This window comes from Stenotrophomonas sp. G4, from assembly GCF_003428825.1.
Taxonomy (GTDB): domain Bacteria; phylum Pseudomonadota; class Gammaproteobacteria; order Xanthomonadales; family Xanthomonadaceae; genus Stenotrophomonas; species Stenotrophomonas indicatrix.
In genome coordinates this window covers 2,693,393-2,709,124 of the sequence record NZ_CP031741.1, presented here as the reverse complement: position 1 = coordinate 2,709,124, position 15,732 = coordinate 2,693,393, and the positions used below count along the sequence as shown (strand labels likewise).

The window sequence follows — 15,732 nt, the reverse complement described above, 5'->3', positions numbered from 1 at the left end:
GAGGGTCCATGCGGGCGAGAGCGGGTGAGCTGATGTCGAGTGTTGGGCCGGTGCCGATGCCGGTGGTGTTGATCCTGATCTTCCTGTTGCTGGCGATGGCCATCGCGCGGGCCTGGTCGCGTGCTGAGCCTGGCCAGGCTCGGCCACCTGCAGCCGGGATGGTGCTGGACATGCTGCTGGTTGGCCTGCTGTGTGGCCGGCTGTCCTTTGTTGCCGCGCATTTCAGCCTCTATCGTGAAGCTCCCTGGAGCGTGCTGCAGATTGCCGATGGTGGGTATCACCTGCCCGTTGTGATTGGCGCTGGATTTGCCTGGGCGCTGTGGCGACTGCGCAGGCATCGCTCGTTGAGGGCGCCGGTGCTGGCAGGTGCGCTGGCCGGGCTGCTGCTGTGGGGCGGTGCAAGCCTGGGGCTCTCGTACTGGCAGGCAAAGCAGATGCCCCTGCCGACACTGCAGGTGGTCGACCTGCAGGGCAGGGCGATTGACCTGCAGCAGTTTCACGGCAGGCCGCTGGTGCTGAATCTGTGGGCCAGCTGGTGCGGCCCGTGTCGCCGGGAGATGCCGGTACTGGCGACGGCCCAGCAGAAGCATGCCGGTATCCAGTTCGTCTTCCTCAACCAGGGCGAGACCCTTGCCGAGGTCCAGACCTTTCTAGCCGCTGAACACATCTCGCTGGGCAACGTCCTGCTGGATGAGTCATCGGCTGCCTCTACCTCGCTGGACGTCCGGGCTTTCCCCTCCACGCTCTTCTTCGACGCGCAGGGGCGGTTGCAGGAACTGCATCTCGGCGAACTGACCCAGGCCGGTCTTGAACACAAACTGCGCCGGCTGCGGTAGCCTGCGCTGGCATCCCACTACGGAGTTTCCATGTTGTCGATTTCCCCGCGCATCGCGCATACGCTGATGCTGCCGGCCATGCTGGCGCTGGCTGCCTGCAGCCAGGCACAGACCCCACCGGGCAAGGGTGCCGCTGCACCGGCAACGGCTTCGGCAACGGCAGCCGCCAGGAAGGGTGAGTTGCCAGCTGTCCTGAAGGGCATCGAGAAGCATGGCTTCGAGGTGGTCTCCGAATTCGACGCGCCGGGCGGCCTGCGCGGCTTTGCCGGCATGGTTGGTGGCCAGCAGCCGGCGGCGGCTTACGTGACCGCCGATGGCAAGCATGTACTGGTGGGCAGCCTGTTCGACGCCGAGGGCAACGAAGTTGCAGCCGAGACGCTGGAGAAACTGGTGGCCGCGCCGATGTCAGCCAAGATGTGGAGCAAGCTGGAGGCCAGTGCCTGGGTACGCGATGGCAAGGCCGATGCGCCGCGCGTGGTGTACACCTTCAGTGATGCCAACTGTCCTTACTGCCACAAGTTCTGGGAGGCGGCACGGCCCTGGGTGGACGCAGGAAAGGTGCAGTTGCGCCACATCATGGTCGGCGTGATCCGCGAAGACAGTCCGGCCAAGGCAGCGGCGATCATGGCCGCGCGTGATCCCAGTGCGGCACTGCTGGAGAACGAGCATCAGTTCGATCGCGGTGGCATCAAGCCGCTGCCCAGCATCAGCCGGGACATCGCAGCCAAACTGGATGCCAACCAGGTGCTGATGGTGGAGATGGGCTTCCAGGGTACGCCCGGCATCCTGTTCCAGGATGCGCAGGGCCAGGTGCAGCGACGTGCCGGCCTTCCGCAGGGCAACGATCTGCAGGCGGTACTCGGCCCACGCTGAGGCGCCCGGCTGCTGAACCGAGTGACAGGCCCACATGGCGACATGTGGGCCTGTTGCTTTCTGCGACAGTCCTGGCGAAGAGGGCTGCGCACCTCACGAACAGATGTCACGTCTGAATCGTGACTGACATCAAGCAATTCGCCTTGATCCCAATCAAGGCCAAAAACGACAGTAGAACTAGCCTTGGCGCATGGAATACAGCGTCACTGCGCTATGGATGCCGCACACGTCATGCCCTCGAGAGGGTATGCGCGCATTGCCATTCACGACGTTCTCACCCAGCGCTTGTTACCCAGTCCGCTGCGGTCGCCCCCCCTTCGGCGGCGCTGCCGCAGTGCAAGCGACTCCGGCGCTGTCTGGGCAGCTGGGGCGGTGTCATCGCCCTGTTGCCTGCATCGCGCAGGCTGGTGCCGCTCGTAGACGCAGTACCCGCATTTCCAGCAATGGCTCGTTGAGGCCGTGGCGGCGCACGCGCGCTGCTCGGCCAGGCAGCGGAAGTTCCAGTCCGGGGAGGATGCAATGCGCTTGGCGGTACTGAGTATGGGGTGTCTGGCGGCGATGACAGCGATGCCGTTGCACGCACAGGATGATGCGCAGGCGTTGCGTCGGGAAATCGATGCGATGCGGCAGACGCTGCAGGGCATGCAGCAGCGTCTGGACCAGCTTGAACGACGTGGGGAGCAAGCGGCTGCGGCGCCCGTTGCAGCGTTGCCGGCGAAGCCTTCCGGGGCGCAGGCAACTGTAGTGGTGCCGAACAACGACGTGCTGCACCCGACCCAGGTTCCGGGCGTGGCGCCGACCGTGCTGCCGCAGCGTGAATCGGTGGCCGATCCGTCAACGGCGGCCTCGCGCCCGGACAGCGCCGCCGGTCCGACCGATCCGGACCTGAAAGGCTTCTTCGCCATTCCCGGCACCGACACCGTGATCCGCATCGGTGGCTACGCCAAGCTCGATGCGATTGCGGATTCGCGCGGCGCCGGGGACGAGGATCAGTTCATTCCCTCGTCGATGCCGGTGGGCGGCAATCATCGCGACGTGTCGAACTTCAACCTCCATGCCAAGCAGACGCGTTTCAGTTTCGAGGCGCGGCGGCCGACCACCCATGGCAACCTGCGCTTCTATCTGGAGAACGACTTCTTCGGCAGCAGTGACGGCTACGAGTTCCGCCTGCGCCACGCCTATGGCCAGCTTGGCAACACCTATGCGGGCTACGGCTATTCCAGCTTCATGGACCCGGACAGCCTGCCCGACACACTGGATTTTGCTGGACCCGGCGGCGCCGGCTACCTGCTGGTGGCGGGCATCCATCACAGCTTTGCACTGGGCAAGGGCAACACCCTGACCCTGGCCGCCGAAGACCCGGACACCGAGCTGTCCGGCGCCAGCGATGCCATGGCGGCGGTCAATCGACTGCCGGATGTGAGTGCCATCGCGCGCACGGAGCGTGACTGGGGCCACCTGCAACTTGGCGTCGTGGCGCGCAATCTGGCCTACGACGGCGATGCCCGCCGTGACCGCGTCTTTGCCGGTGGCGCGCAGCTCAGTGGCTCTGCCTCGGTGGGGGAACGCGATCTGTTGCTGTTCGGCGCGCTGGGTGGTCGCGGCCTGAGCCGCTATACCGCCGATCTCACCGGTTCCGGTCTTGACGCCGTGGTAGGTGCCGATGGGCGCCTCGATGCGCTGGATCTGCACGGTGGCTTCGTCGGCTACACGCATTACTGGTCTGATCTGTGGCGCTCGAACCTGATCTACGGCCAGCTGACACTTGAACGCAATGCGGCACTGCCGAGCGATGCATTCCGGCAAAGCCGCTATGGCGTGTTCAACCTGATCTGGAGCCCGGCACCGTCGTGGACGATGGGCATGGAACTGCTGTACGGCCGCCTGCAGCAGCAGAGCGGAGCGCGCGGCGACACGGTCCGGGTGCAGGGCAGCCTGCAATACAACTTCATCAAGTAAGCGCCAGCGGCAGTACGCCAGCGCAGCCATTCCCCACGCCCGGATTCACCGGGCCCATGCCAGGTTCAGGAGATCGTCATGGCAGAAGCAAAGAAAATCGGGGTGGTCGGAGCCACCTTCCTCGTCGCCGGCAACATGATGGGCTCAGGGGTGTTCCTGCTGCCCTCCAGCCTGGCCAAGATCGGTACCGCCTCGATATGGGGGTGGCTGATCACCACGGCCGGTGCGCTGCTGCTGGCCTTCGTGTTCGCCAAGCTCGGCAAGCTGGCGCCCAAAGCGGGCGGCCCGTATGCGTATGCGCGCGATTGGTTCGGCCCGTACATGGGCTTTCAGACCAATACCATCTACTGGTTCGCCAACTGGATTGGCAACGTCGCCATTCCCATCGCGGCGGTGGGCTACTTCAGCTACTTCTTCCCGATCCTGTCCGAGCCGCTGGTGCGTTGCATCGCGGTGCTGATCCTGGTGTGGGCGCTGAGCTTTGCCAACGTGATCGGCCCGGCATTCGTCAGCCGCGTGCAGACGGTCACCACCAGTTTCGCGCTGGTGCCGATCCTGGGTATCGCCATCTTCGGCTGGTTCTTCTTCGATGCCGACATCTTCAAGGGCGCCTACAACGTCTCCGGCGAGTCGAACTTCGGTGCCATCTCCAGTGCGGCGGCGCTGACCCTGTGGGCCTTCATCGGCGTCGAGTCGGCCTCGGTCACGGCCGGCGTGGTTGAAAACCCGGAGAAGAACGTGGCCCGCGCCACCCTGGCCGGTGTGTTCCTGGCCGCCATCGCCTACATCGCCAGCTCGTCGGTGATCATGGGCATGGTGCCCAACAGCGAGCTGCAGGTGTCTGACGCGCCGTTCGCACTGGCGGCGGCCAAGGCCGTCGGTGGCTGGGGTGGTGCGCTGGTCAGCCTGTGCGCCTTCATCGGCGCCGCAGGTTCGCTGGGCGGCTGGATCCTGCTGACCGCGCAGAGCGCCAAGGCGGCCTCCGATGATGGCCTGTTCCCGAGCATCTTCAGCAAGACCAACAAGGACGACGTGCCGGTCAAGGGCGTGCTGATCGTGGCCGTGCTGATGACCCTGGCGGTGCTGGTGACCTCCACCTCGAAGACCGCCTCGGCCCAGTTCGACGTGATCACTTCGGCGGCGGTCGTGCTGACGCTGCTGCCGTACATCTATTCATGCGTGGCCTGTTACTTCGTGGTGGAGCGGTCGCACACGCTGGTGCATACCGGTGCGTTCTGGACCCTGACCAGCCTGACGGTCGTGTACTGCCTGTGGGCGATCTACGGCTCGTCGGGAACGATCGTGCAGTACGCCTTCCTGTTCGTGCTGTTCATCACCGTGTTCTATCCCTTCTTCAGCGAGGAGCGTCGCCAGCAGCGGCAGCGTTCCCGCGAGGCGGCGGCAATTTCGTCCGGCGCCCAGCGTTCCTGAGTCAGACAAGGAGAATCAACGTGTATTTCAAGTCCCTGGATTATCCGGTCATCGTCATTGACGGTGACTACGACTCACCGCGCATCGGCGGCATCCTCATCCGTGCGCTGGTGGAAGAGCTGCGCAGCAATGACCAGCGCGTGCTGTGCGGCCTGAACCTGGACGATGCCCGTGCCGGCGCCCGTACCTATGTGGCCGCTTCGGCGGTGCTGATCTCGATCGACGGCAGCGAGGAGGTCGATGGCGAGTTCCAGCGCCTGACCGCCTTCCTTCGCGAGCAGAGTGCGCGCCGCGCCAACCTGCCGGTGTTCCTGTACGGCGAGCGCCGCACCATCGAGAAGGTGCCGAGCAAGCTGCTCAAGTACATCCACGGCTTCATCTTCCTGTTCGAAGACACCAAGAGCTTCATCTCGCGCCAGGTGATGCGTGCGGCCGAAGACTACATGCAGAACCTGCTGCCACCGTTCTTCAAGGCGCTGATCCACCACGCGGCCGAGTCGAACTATTCCTGGCATACGCCGGGCCATGCCGGCGGCGTGGCGTTCACCAAGTCACCGGTCGGGCGCGCCTTCCACCAGTTCTATGGTGAGAACACGCTGCGCAGCGATCTGTCGATTTCGGTGCCGGAGCTGGGCTCGCTGCTGGACCACACCGGCCCGATCAAGGAGGCCGAGGACGAGGCCGCGCGCAACTTCGGCGCCGACCACACCTTCTTCGTCACCAACGGTACGTCGACGGCCAACAAGATCGTGTGGCATGGCACCGTGGCCCGCGGCGACGTGGTGTTCGTCGACCGCAACTGCCACAAGTCGCTGCTGCATTCGCTGATCATGACCGGCGCGGTGCCGGTGTACTTCACGCCCAGCCGCAATGCACATGGCATCATCGGCCCGATCAGCCTGGACCAGTTCACCCCCGAAGCCCTGCAGCAGAGCATCGCGGCCAATCCGCTGGCCAGCCAGGCCTACCAGGCCGGTTCCAAGCCGCGTATCGCGGTGGTGACCAACTCGACCTACGACGGCCTGTGCTACAACGCCGAGAAAATCGCCGAGGAGATCGGCAGCGCGGTCGACTTCCTGCATTTCGATGAGGCCTGGTACGCCTATGCCGCGTTCCATCCGTTCTACGAGAACCACTACGGCATGGCCAAGGGCAAGCCGCGCGAGCAGGATGCGATCATCTTCACCACCCATTCCACGCACAAGCTGTTGGCCGCGTTCTCGCAGGCCTCGATGATCCACGTGCGCAATTCGGCCAGCCGCGACCTGGACGCCGAACGCTTCAACGAATCGTTCATGATGCATACCTCGACCAGCCCGCATTACGGCGTGATCGCGGCGTGTGATGTTGCCTCGAAGATGATGGAAGGGGATGCTGGGCGTTCGCTGGTGCAGGAAATGCATGACGAGGCGATCGCCTTCCGCCGGGCGATGCTGCATGTACGCGACGATCTGGGCCGCGACGACTGGTGGTTCAGCGTGTGGCAACCGACCAAGGTCGAGCGCAGCCTGGACAAGGGCGATACACCAGCGCCGCTGGTCGCCAAGCGCGAGGAGTGGTACCTGCAGCCCGATGCGCATTGGCACGGGTTCGAGAACCTGGTCGATGACTATGTGCTGATCGATCCGATCAAGGTGACCCTGTTGACGCCGGGCCTGTCGATGGACGGCAGCATGGGCAAGCTGGGCATCCCGGCTGCGGTGCTGAGCAAGTTCCTGTGGGGCCGCGGCATCACCGTGGAGAAGACCAACCTGTATTCGGTGCTGTTCCTGTTCTCGATGGGCATCACCAAGGGCAAGTGGAGCACGCTGGTTACCGAGCTGATGGCGTTCAAGGAACTGTACGACCGCAACGCGCCGCTGACCCAGGCGCTGCCGTCGCTGGCCGCCGACTATCCCCATGCCTATGCCGGCTGGGGCCTGCGTGACCTGTGCGACGCATTGCATGCGTTCAACCAGGAGTTCGCCGTGGCCAAGGTGATGCGTGAGATGTACGTGGACCTGCCGACGCCGGTGATGACCCCGGCCGATGCCTACAACCACCTGGTGAAGGGCGAGATCGAGCGGGTCGACATCGAGCAGATCAGCGGCCGCATCGCTGCGACGATGCTGGTGCCGTATCCGCCGGGCATCCCGACGATCATGCCGGGCGAGCGCTTCGGCGACCGCGACGAACCGATCATCCAGTCGCTGCGCATCGCCCGCGAGCAGAACGCGCGCTTCCCGGGCTTCGAGTCGGACGTCCATGGCCTTATCATCGAGCGCGATGGCGACGTGCCGTCCTACAAGGTGGAGGTGCTGAAGGCCTGAGCCGGTACGGTCGGCCTTTCGGCGGACGATGGATACCGCGCGCGAGCAACGCATCCTGAAGCTCTCGATCGGGGTCACCGTGGCGGTCAGCGCGGTTGGCTTCATCGGTGGCCTGCTGGTGGGATCGCAGGCCATCCTGTTCGACGGCATCTACAGCCTGGTCGACGTAGCCCTGACCCTGGTGTCGTTGTCGGTGCTGCGGCTGGTGGCGCGGGAGCACAGCCCGCGCTTCCAGTACGGTTATTGGCACCTGGAGCCGATGGTCGAGGCGCTGGGCGGAGTGATCCTGTCGCTGGCCTGCGTCTACGCACTGGCCAACGCGGTGATCGGCTTGACCACCGGCGGGCACGAAGTGAAGTTCGGGCCGGCGCTGTGGTGGGCGGCGCTGCTGAGTGCCAGCAACCTGGGCATGGCCGCGTTCGTGGCCCAGCGTGCCCGCAGGCTGCAGTCGGCATTGCTGTGGCTGGATGTACGTGGCTGGCTGCTGGGGGGCTTGATGAGCCTGGCGGTGGTGCTGGCCTTCATCCTGGCGCTGGTGCTGCATGGTGGCCAGTGGCACCACTGGGTGCCCTATCTGGATTCGATCGTACTGGCGTTGATCAGCCTGGCGGTGTTGCCGGTGCCGGCGCGCAGTGCGTGGAAGGCCATGCGTGAAGTGCTGCAGGTGGCGCCCGATGACCTGGACGAGCGCGTGCAGCAGGTGATGCAGGCATTCGTGGCCGAGCATGGCTATGCCGGCTTCACCAGCCATGTAGCGAAGATGGGGCGGATGCGCTTCATCGAGATCCACATCCTGACGTCGCCGTCGACGCCGCTGGGCACGGTGGGTGAGGTGGATGCGATGCGCGATGAGATAGCAGTGCGGTTGGATGCGCGAAGCAGCACGTTCTGGCTGACGATCGATTTCACCGCGGATCCGGCGTGGACCTGATCCTGCCGATCGTTGCGTGCGTTGGACCGCTCTGTTGCATGCAATTGGTTTGACCTCAACAGCAGTTGAGGTCGCAGACTGCATCGCATTCCCCACGAGGCATGCGGTATGAACCTGCTGACCACCCCGGACTTCAGCCATGGCCTGCTGGATCTGTTCGATCCGCCCGGCCTGCACGATCCCAGTGCCAACGGATACTCGCATGTGGCGGTGGTGCGACTGCCAGCGCGTGTTATCCATATCGCCGGACAGGGAGGCGAGGACGACCAGGGAAGCCTGTCGCCGAGCTTCGAGGAGCAGGTGTCGCAGGCACTGGACAATCTGCAGACCGCGCTGCGGTCGGCGCATGCGGATCTGGCCGATGTTGCACGACTGCGGATCCTGGTGGTCGACCACGACGAGGATCGCCTGGGCATCATCGCCCGCCAGGTGCGGCGACGTTGGGCCAATCGCGCAGCGCCGACCTGCACGTTGATTCCGGTGCCGCGGCTGGCGTTGGACGGAATGCTGTTCGAGATCGAGGCAGAGGCCTACAGCGCTTAGCGTAGGTAGTACTCCACCGGTACTACCCGTTCCTGCGGCGCCTCCGCCAGCGCACTGCGGCGATGGAGGCTTCGCCCCTGCAGGGTCAGAAATCGCGGTACTGGATCTGCGCAGCCAGCACGCGCAGGCCATCGGCAGTGCTGGAGAGGATGCGTTCCTCGCCGATGCCCTTCTGCCTTTGCAGGGTGAAGCCTTCGGCGGCGGGCAGGCGTGCGGCGATGGCATCGATGCGTTGCAGCGCATTGGGACCGTCACAGTCGAAATGGCCCCAATGGATGCCGTTGTGCTGGATGGTCAGGCGGTAGTGCATGGGCGGGTCTCCGGCAGGTTGTGCAGCCACTGTTGGAACATCGCGGTCGCCGCAGCGGCGAGAGGCCCGCCGTAGCGGCGGGCCTGCGCGCGCAGGTCGATGGGATCGATGCCGGCCGCGGCCAGTTCCAGCGCGTGGCCGATCAGCCAGCGCTCGAACTGGCGCGCATCCAGTTCGGGATGGCATTGCAGGGCGAGGGCATGGTGGCCGATGGCGAAGGCCTGGTGGCGACAGGCGGGCGTACTGGCGAGGCGGCGTGCGCCCTCCGGCAGTTCGAAGGCTTCACCATGCCAGTGCAGCACCGGGATGCCCTGTAATGCCTGCAAAGGCGAGCGCTGGCCTTCATCGGTGAGCAGCAGCGGTGCGAAACCAATTTCCTTGCCGCCGGTGGGAGCAACGACAGCATGCAGTGCGCGCGCCATCAACTGGGCGCCCAGGCAGATGCCAAGCGTCGGCCGCTGTTGCTGCAGGCGACGCTGCAGCAACGCGATGCTGTCGGCGAGGAACGGGTAGGCCGCTCCATCGTTGACGCTGATCGGGCCACCCAGCACCACCAGCAGATCGGCATCTTCGGCAGCATCGAGTGTATCCACGCCTGCCTGCACGACCTTGACCTGCCATCCCTGTGCGAGCAGCAGCGGATGCAGGGTGCCGAGATCTTCAAAGGCCACGTGCTGCAGGGCAACGGCGCGCTTCATGCCGGTGCTCCCGGGGTGGGCCAGTAGAAGCTGTCGGGCGTGGAGCGTGCACCGAAGATCGCCTGGCCAACGCGGACGACGGTGGCACCTTCCTCGATGGCGACTTCAAAATCACCGGACATGCCCATCGACAGCTGCGACAGGTCCAGGCCCGCCGGCGCCGTCTGCTGCAGCTGGTCGCGCAGCTCGCGCAGGCGCACGAAGCAGGCGCGTACGCGTTCCACCTCGGGGGTGAAGATGGCGAGGGTCATCAGGCCACGCACGCGCAGGCGGTCGAAGGCGGGCAGCTGCTGCACGAAGTCGGCCACCGCCGCCGGCTCCAGGCCGTATTTGCTGGGCTCGGCCGAGGTGTTGACCTGTACGAACACATCCAGCGCGCGGTCCTCCAGCAGCAACCGCTGTTGCAGTGCTTCGGCCACGCGCAGACTGTCCAGCGCCTGGAACTCGCTGGCGAAGCGTGCAACGTAGCGGGCCTTGTTGGTCTGCAGGTGGCCAATGACCGACCAGTGCACGTCAAGGTCGACCATTGCTTCGGCCTTGTGCTGCGCTTCCTGCACCTTGTTTTCCCCCAGCTCGTGGCAGCCGGCGGCCACGGCCATGCGGATGCGTGCTTCATCGACGGTCTTGCTGACCGGCAGCAGGCGCACGCTGGCCGGATCACGACCGGCGCGGGCACAAGCGCTGGCGATGCGCTGGCGCACGGTGGTGAGGTTGGCGGCGATCTGTTCGACGGACTGGGCGACGGGCCAGTCGGCGGGGGCGAGGGACATCGGGCACCTCCGGTGCGGGGAGGCCAGGGTGGGATACACTGGCACAGGACAAGAGATAGTTTGGCATAGGACAAAATGAAAATCACCGGGAACAGCGCCGAAGCGATCTTCGACAGCATCCGCGAGGGCATCGGTAGCGGCCATCTGGCGGCCGGCAGCGTGCTGCCGCCGGTGCGGGATCTGGCCGATCGACTGGGGGTCAACCGCAATACCGTAGCCGCTGCCTACAAGCGGCTGGACGCGGCGGGCCTGGCCAGTACGGCGGGACGTCGCGGCACTGTGGTGCGCGGCCTGCCGGCGACGATGGCGCGCGAGGGCAGTGCACCGGGATTGGCCCTGCACGATCTGGCCGGCGGCAATCCGGATCCGCGCTGCCTGCCCAGCCTGCGCGTGGCTGCGACGTCCTCGCGCCTGTATGGGGTGGAGACGGTTGATCCACGCATGCAACGCCTGGCACGGGCCTCGCTGGATGCCGATTGCCCGCCGGGCTATGCGCTGGAACTGAGCCACGGCGCGGTCGATGGCATCGAGCGCCTGCTGTCGGCGTGGCTGCTGCCGGGGGACCGCATCGCGGTGGAGGATCCCTGTTTCCTGGGCAGCCTCAATGTCCTCGGTGCGGCTGGACACGTGCCGTTGCCGGTGGCGGTGGATACGCACGGCATGCAGGTGGAATCACTACGGCAGGCGTTGGATGCGGGTGCACGCGCGGTGCTGCTGACCCCACGCGCGCACAATCCCACCGGTGCCAGCCTGGATGCGAAGCGTGCGCGTGCGCTACGCCAGTTGCTGGCCGGCTATCCGCAGGTGGCGGTGCTGATCGACGATCACTACGCGCTGCTCTCGCAGCAGAGCTATCACTCGGTGCTGCCGATGGACGGTCGGCGTTGGGCGCTGCTGCGTTCGTTGTCCAAGGCATTGGGCCCGGACCTGCGCGTGGCCTGGTTGGCCTGCGATGGGCAGACCGCGGTGCGCCTGCGCCTGCGCCTGGCGGCGGGCACCGGCTGGGTCAGCCATCTGCTGCAGGATGCAGCCAGTTCGGTATTGGAGTCGGCGCAGCAACGGGCGAAGGTGGCTGCCGCCGGTGAGCGCTACCAGCAGCGGCTGCAGGGTCTGCAGGCCCTGCTGCAGGCGCGCGGGCTGCCGACACCGATGCCGATGGAAGGCTTGAATCTGTGGCTGCCACTGCCGGCCGACAGCACGCCGCAGGTGCTGGCACTGGCGGGGCGTGGCTGGCATGTGCGTGGGGGTGAAGTCTTTGCGGTGTCTGCACCGGCGCATGGGTTGCGCATCACCTGTGCGGCACTCGGCCCGCCGCAGCAACGTCGGTTGGCCGATGACCTGGCGGCGGTGATGCGCTGAGCGTGCGCGCTCAGGGCGCAGCGCTGGCGCCGGGGCGCACGTAGTAGGACTGGCCGCTGTCGTCGAGGAACACCAGCTCCGGCTTGCCCTGCCAAGAACTCAGCATGGCGCCGGTGTTGTTCTGGTGCTTGACCATCAGGCTGGCGCCGCGGTCCGGGTTGGCGACCACCTTGAAGACTTCGGTGGTGCCGGTGGCATCGTCAAGGGTCAGCAGGGCTTCGCCACCCCGGTCGCTGGTGCCGTAGCCGCCGCGCTCGGAGCCATCGGGGCCGAGCAGGATCAGGCCGGACAGGGCGGTGGCACGCGGCCCCTGCGGGCGGCCCCGGCTGAGGGGGTCGGGAACCGGGGCGCCAAGGATCACCCGCGGCTGGCCGCTGGCATCGTGGATGATCAGGCCGCGCGCTTCGATCACGCGGTGTGGTGACTGGCTGCGATGCAGATTCCAGGCTGTCCAGCCGGAAACGAGCAACGCGAGCATGGCGACCACCAGGGTGGTCAGGGTCAGGGCACGAGCCATTGTGTATTCCTTCCTTGGACGTGTCCGACGATAGCGGAATCCGGTCGGCCGTGGCCAGTCCGGTGTGTGACGGTGTGTATCGTCAACGGAAGTCGCGGCTGTGGCTGCGCAGTCCCTGCAGCAGTTCGTCCAGGCAGTGCATGCGCTGCACGATCACATGCTGCACGCCATCCACGCGTTCCAACCGGCCGTCGATCTGCATCAGCTGAGCGTCTACCAGGATGTGGTGCTGGCGGTCGGCCAGATGGCGCCAGACCACGGCGTTGACCATGCCGGTTTCATCTTCCAGGGTAAGGAAGGTGACACCACTGGCGGTCTGCGGGCGCTGGCGCATGCGTACCAGGCCGGCGATGCGTACGTGCCGGCCATGACCATGGCTGGCCAGCTGCGCGGCATCCAGGCAGCCACGGGTTCGCAGCTGCGCACGCAGGAACGACATCGGATGGCGGCCGAGGGTGGTACCGGTGCTGCGGTAATCGGCCTGCATGTCTTCCCAAGCGCTGGGCAGGGGCAAGGCCACGCGTGCTTCGGCGGTGGCGCGGGCCTGGTCGAACAACGGCAGGCGGTTCTCCACGCCGGAGATATCCCAGCGTGCGCGGTGGCGATGGCCGCTGAGGCCGCGCAGGGCGCCGGCATCGGCGAGCAGGCCCTGCTGGCGGCGATCCAGTGCGGTGCGCTGGCAGAGATCGCCGACATCGTCGAAGGGGCGCCGTGCGCGTTCGCGCATGATGGCCTGCGCGGCCGGTTCGCTGCAGCCATCGACCAGGCGCAGGCCGAGCCGGATTGCCGCCGCGCCCTTGCTGAAATCCAGCGTGCAGTCCCAGTCGCTGTAGCGCACGTCCACCGGCAGTACCGTGATGCCATGCCGGCGCGCATCCTGCAGCAGCTGGTCGGGGCTGTAGAAGCCCAGCGGCTGGCTGTTGATCAGGCTGGCGGTGAATGCAGCCGGGTGGTGGCACTTCAGCCAGCAGCTGTTGTAGGTGAGCAGGGCAAAGCTGGCCGCATGGCTCTCCGGGAAACCGTAATCACCAAAGCCCTTGATCTGCTCGAACAGGTGCTCGCCATATTCGCGGCTGAAGCCGTTCTTCAACATGCCCGTCAGCAGCTTTTCGCGGTGCGGTTCCAGGCCGCCACGACGCTTCCAGGCGGCCATCGAACGGCGCAGCGCATCGGCTTCGCCGGCGGTGTAGTTGGCCGCATCTACCGCCAGCTGCATCACCTGCTCCTGGAACAAGGGCACGCCCAGAGTACGCGCGAACACGCGTTCCAGTCGCGCTGGATACAGCGGGTTGTCCGGATCGTTCAACGCATCGGGGCCTTGTTCGCGCAGGATCCGCCGACGTTCCAGGTAGGGATGGACCATGTCACCCTGGATCGGGCCAGGGCGCACGATCGCCACCTCGATCACAAGGTCATAGAAATTACGCGGCTGCATGCGTGGCAGCATCGCCATCTGCGCGCGCGACTCGATCTGGAACACGCCGATGGTATCGGCGGCGCAGATCATGTCGAAGGTCTTTGTGTCCTTGGGCGGGATCGCATCCATGCGTCCTTCGTGCAGGCCGTGCTGCTGCAGCATCGCCAGGCATTTGCGGATGGCGGTGAGCATGCCCAGTGCCAGGCAGTCGACCTTCATCAGGCCGGTGGCATCCAGGTCGTCCTTGTCCCACTGGATGACGGTGCGGTCGGCCATCGCCGCGTTCTCCACCGGCACCAGCGTCGACAGCGGGTGTTCGGAAATCACGAAGCCGCCCGGATGCTGCGACAGATGGCGCGGAAAATCGATCAGCTCGGCGGTCAATGCCAGCAACCGGCGCATCAACGGTGTTTCCGGGTCGAAGCCGCGCTCGCGCAGGGTTTCCGGCAACGGAATGTTGCCGCCCCAATGGTCCATCGCCGCGCCCAGCTCGTTGACCTGGTCCATCGGTAGGCCCAGCGCGCGGGCGACATCGCGGATCGCGCTGCGGCCACGGTAGCTGATCGCCACCGCCGTCAGCGCGGCACGCTCGCGGCCATAGCGGTTGAACACGTACTGCAGCACTTCCTCGCGGCGCTCGTGCTCGAAGTCGATGTCGATGTCCGGTGGTTCATCACGCTCGGCGGAGATGAAGCGCTCGAACAGCAGGTTGCTGCGCGCCGGGTCGATCTCGGTTACACCCAGCACGAAACACACCGTTGAATTGGCGGCCGAGCCACGGCCCTGGCAAAGAATGTTCTGCTCGCGGGCGAAGCGCACGATGTCCTGTACGGTGAGAAAATAGGAGGCGTAGTTCTTCTTTGCGATCAGGTCCAGCTCGTGTTCGATCTGTTTGCGCTGGGCTTCCTTGATGCCCTCCGGCCAGCGCCAGGGAATATTCTTCTCGACCAGGGCGCGCAGCCAACTGTCCGGGTCGTGGCCTTCGGGCACCAGTTCGCGCGGGTAGGTGTATTTCAGCTGGTCCAGGGAGAAGTGGCAGCGTTCGGCGATGCGCAGGGTTTCTGCCAGCAGCTCGGGCGGATACAGCTGGGCCAGTGCAGTGCGTGGGCGCAGATGACGCTCGCCGTTGGCAAACAGGCGCCAGCCAGCCTCGGCCACGCTGCAGCGGTGGCGGATCGCGGTCAGCGTGTCCTGCAGGGCACGACGCCGGCGCACGTGCATGTGCACGTCGCCACTGGCGACCAGCGGCAACTGGTGGCGCTCGCCGAAAGCCTGCAGCTGCTGCAGCCGGCGCGTATCATCGTGTTCGTGATGCAGCTCCACCGCCAGCCACAGGCGCTGCGGAAAACAACGGCGCAGCAGTTCCAGTTCGGTGGCCGCCGGTTGCCGGTCCAGCCACAGGCACAGCAGGCCCTCGGGCAGTCCCAGCAGATCCTCGCGCAGGCAGCGGTATCCGCCCTTGGCTGCCCGCCGGCGGCAGGTGGTGATCAGCTGGCACAGCCCGGCGTAAGCGGCCTGGTTGGTGCACAGCAGGGCCAGCTTGGGCCCGTCTTCAACCTGGAACTCGGCACCGACGATCAGCGCCACGCCGTGTGTCTTCGCCGCCTGCCATGCGCGCACGATGCCAGCCAGCGAGCATTCGTCGGTGATGGCCAACGCGCGGTAACCCTGGCCGGCGGCGCGTGCGAACAGTTCCTCGGCGGTGGATGCGCCACGCTGGAAGCTGAAGGCCGACAGGCAGTGCAGTTCGGCGTATCCGGGCAGATCGGTGTGCATGGG

Annotated in this window: 13 protein-coding genes; 8 read left to right on the top strand and 5 right to left on the bottom strand. The window is 65.9% G+C overall.

Going from position 1 to position 15,732, the window contains the following annotated elements; all coding sequences use genetic code 11:
• Positions 1–32: 32 nt before the first annotated feature.
• From D0Y85_RS12480 to D0Y85_RS12450, 7 genes are all read left to right on the top strand, one after another.
• A complete protein-coding gene (locus D0Y85_RS12480; RefSeq protein WP_117310696.1) occupies positions 33–836 on the top strand; it encodes a TlpA disulfide reductase family protein in 804 nt (267 codons plus the stop codon).
• A gap of 30 nt (positions 837–866) precedes the next feature.
• The gene (dsbG, locus tag D0Y85_RS12475) at positions 867–1,709 is read left to right on the top strand and encodes a thiol:disulfide interchange protein DsbG (protein ID WP_032975238.1); all 843 of its coding nucleotides are present in this window, start codon (positions 867–869) and stop codon (positions 1,707–1,709) included.
• Between the two features lie 519 nt (positions 1,710–2,228).
• Positions 2,229–3,668, top strand: a complete 1,440-nt coding sequence (locus D0Y85_RS12470; protein WP_117310695.1) for a DcaP family trimeric outer membrane transporter — start codon at positions 2,229–2,231, stop codon at positions 3,666–3,668.
• A gap of 78 nt (positions 3,669–3,746) precedes the next feature.
• Complete coding sequence (adiC, locus tag D0Y85_RS12465; protein ID WP_117310694.1) at positions 3,747–5,099, top strand: arginine/agmatine antiporter; 1,353 nt, start codon at positions 3,747–3,749, stop codon at positions 5,097–5,099.
• Positions 5,100–5,119: 20 nt separating this feature from the next.
• Positions 5,120–7,408 (top strand): Orn/Lys/Arg decarboxylase N-terminal domain-containing protein, encoded by a 2,289-nt coding sequence (locus tag D0Y85_RS12460; RefSeq protein ID WP_025879234.1) that lies wholly within the window; start codon positions 5,120–5,122, stop codon positions 7,406–7,408.
• A gap of 28 nt (positions 7,409–7,436) precedes the next feature.
• Positions 7,437–8,339: a cation diffusion facilitator family transporter gene (locus D0Y85_RS12455; RefSeq protein WP_117310693.1), complete on the top strand. Its 903-nt coding sequence runs from the start codon at positions 7,437–7,439 to the stop codon at positions 8,337–8,339.
• 108 nt (positions 8,340–8,447) lie between these two features.
• Entirely contained in the window at positions 8,448–8,882 is a 435-nt protein-coding gene (locus tag D0Y85_RS12450) for a RidA family protein (RefSeq protein WP_025879232.1), read from the top strand.
• A gap of 85 nt (positions 8,883–8,967) precedes the next feature.
• On the opposite strand, the gene D0Y85_RS12445 is transcribed toward D0Y85_RS12450, so the two are convergent.
• Genes D0Y85_RS12445 through D0Y85_RS12435 form a run of 3 tightly spaced genes read right to left on the bottom strand, consistent with a single transcriptional unit; the run spans position 8,968 to position 10,660 of the window.
• A complete protein-coding gene (locus D0Y85_RS12445; RefSeq protein WP_093819170.1) occupies positions 8,968–9,192 on the bottom strand; it encodes a hypothetical protein in 225 nt (74 codons plus the stop codon).
• Positions 9,177–9,890 carry a glutamine amidotransferase gene (locus D0Y85_RS12440; protein ID WP_117310692.1) on the bottom strand — a complete coding sequence of 238 codons (714 nt, stop codon included), beginning with the start codon at positions 9,888–9,890 and terminating at the stop codon, positions 9,177–9,179. The genes D0Y85_RS12445 and D0Y85_RS12440 overlap by 16 nt, the downstream gene beginning before the upstream one ends.
• Entirely contained in the window at positions 9,887–10,660 is a 774-nt protein-coding gene (locus tag D0Y85_RS12435) for a YggS family pyridoxal phosphate-dependent enzyme (RefSeq protein ID WP_117310691.1), read from the bottom strand. The genes D0Y85_RS12440 and D0Y85_RS12435 overlap by 4 nt, the downstream gene beginning before the upstream one ends.
• A gap of 75 nt (positions 10,661–10,735) precedes the next feature.
• Between D0Y85_RS12435 and ptsJ the strand changes: the two genes are divergently transcribed.
• Entirely contained in the window at positions 10,736–12,019 is a 1,284-nt protein-coding gene (ptsJ, locus tag D0Y85_RS12430) for a transcriptional regulator PtsJ (protein ID WP_117310690.1), read from the top strand.
• 10 nt (positions 12,020–12,029) lie between these two features.
• On the opposite strand, the gene D0Y85_RS12425 is transcribed toward ptsJ, so the two are convergent.
• Together D0Y85_RS12425 and D0Y85_RS12420 are read right to left on the bottom strand one after the other, a co-directional pair.
• Positions 12,030–12,536, bottom strand: coding sequence for a hypothetical protein (locus D0Y85_RS12425; RefSeq protein ID WP_025879224.1), 507 nt, complete (start codon positions 12,534–12,536; stop codon positions 12,030–12,032).
• An 82-nt stretch (positions 12,537–12,618) separates the two neighbouring features.
• A complete protein-coding gene (locus D0Y85_RS12420) occupies positions 12,619–15,729 on the bottom strand; it encodes an error-prone DNA polymerase (RefSeq protein WP_117310689.1) in 3,111 nt (1,036 codons plus the stop codon).
• Positions 15,730–15,732 lie beyond the last annotated feature (3 nt).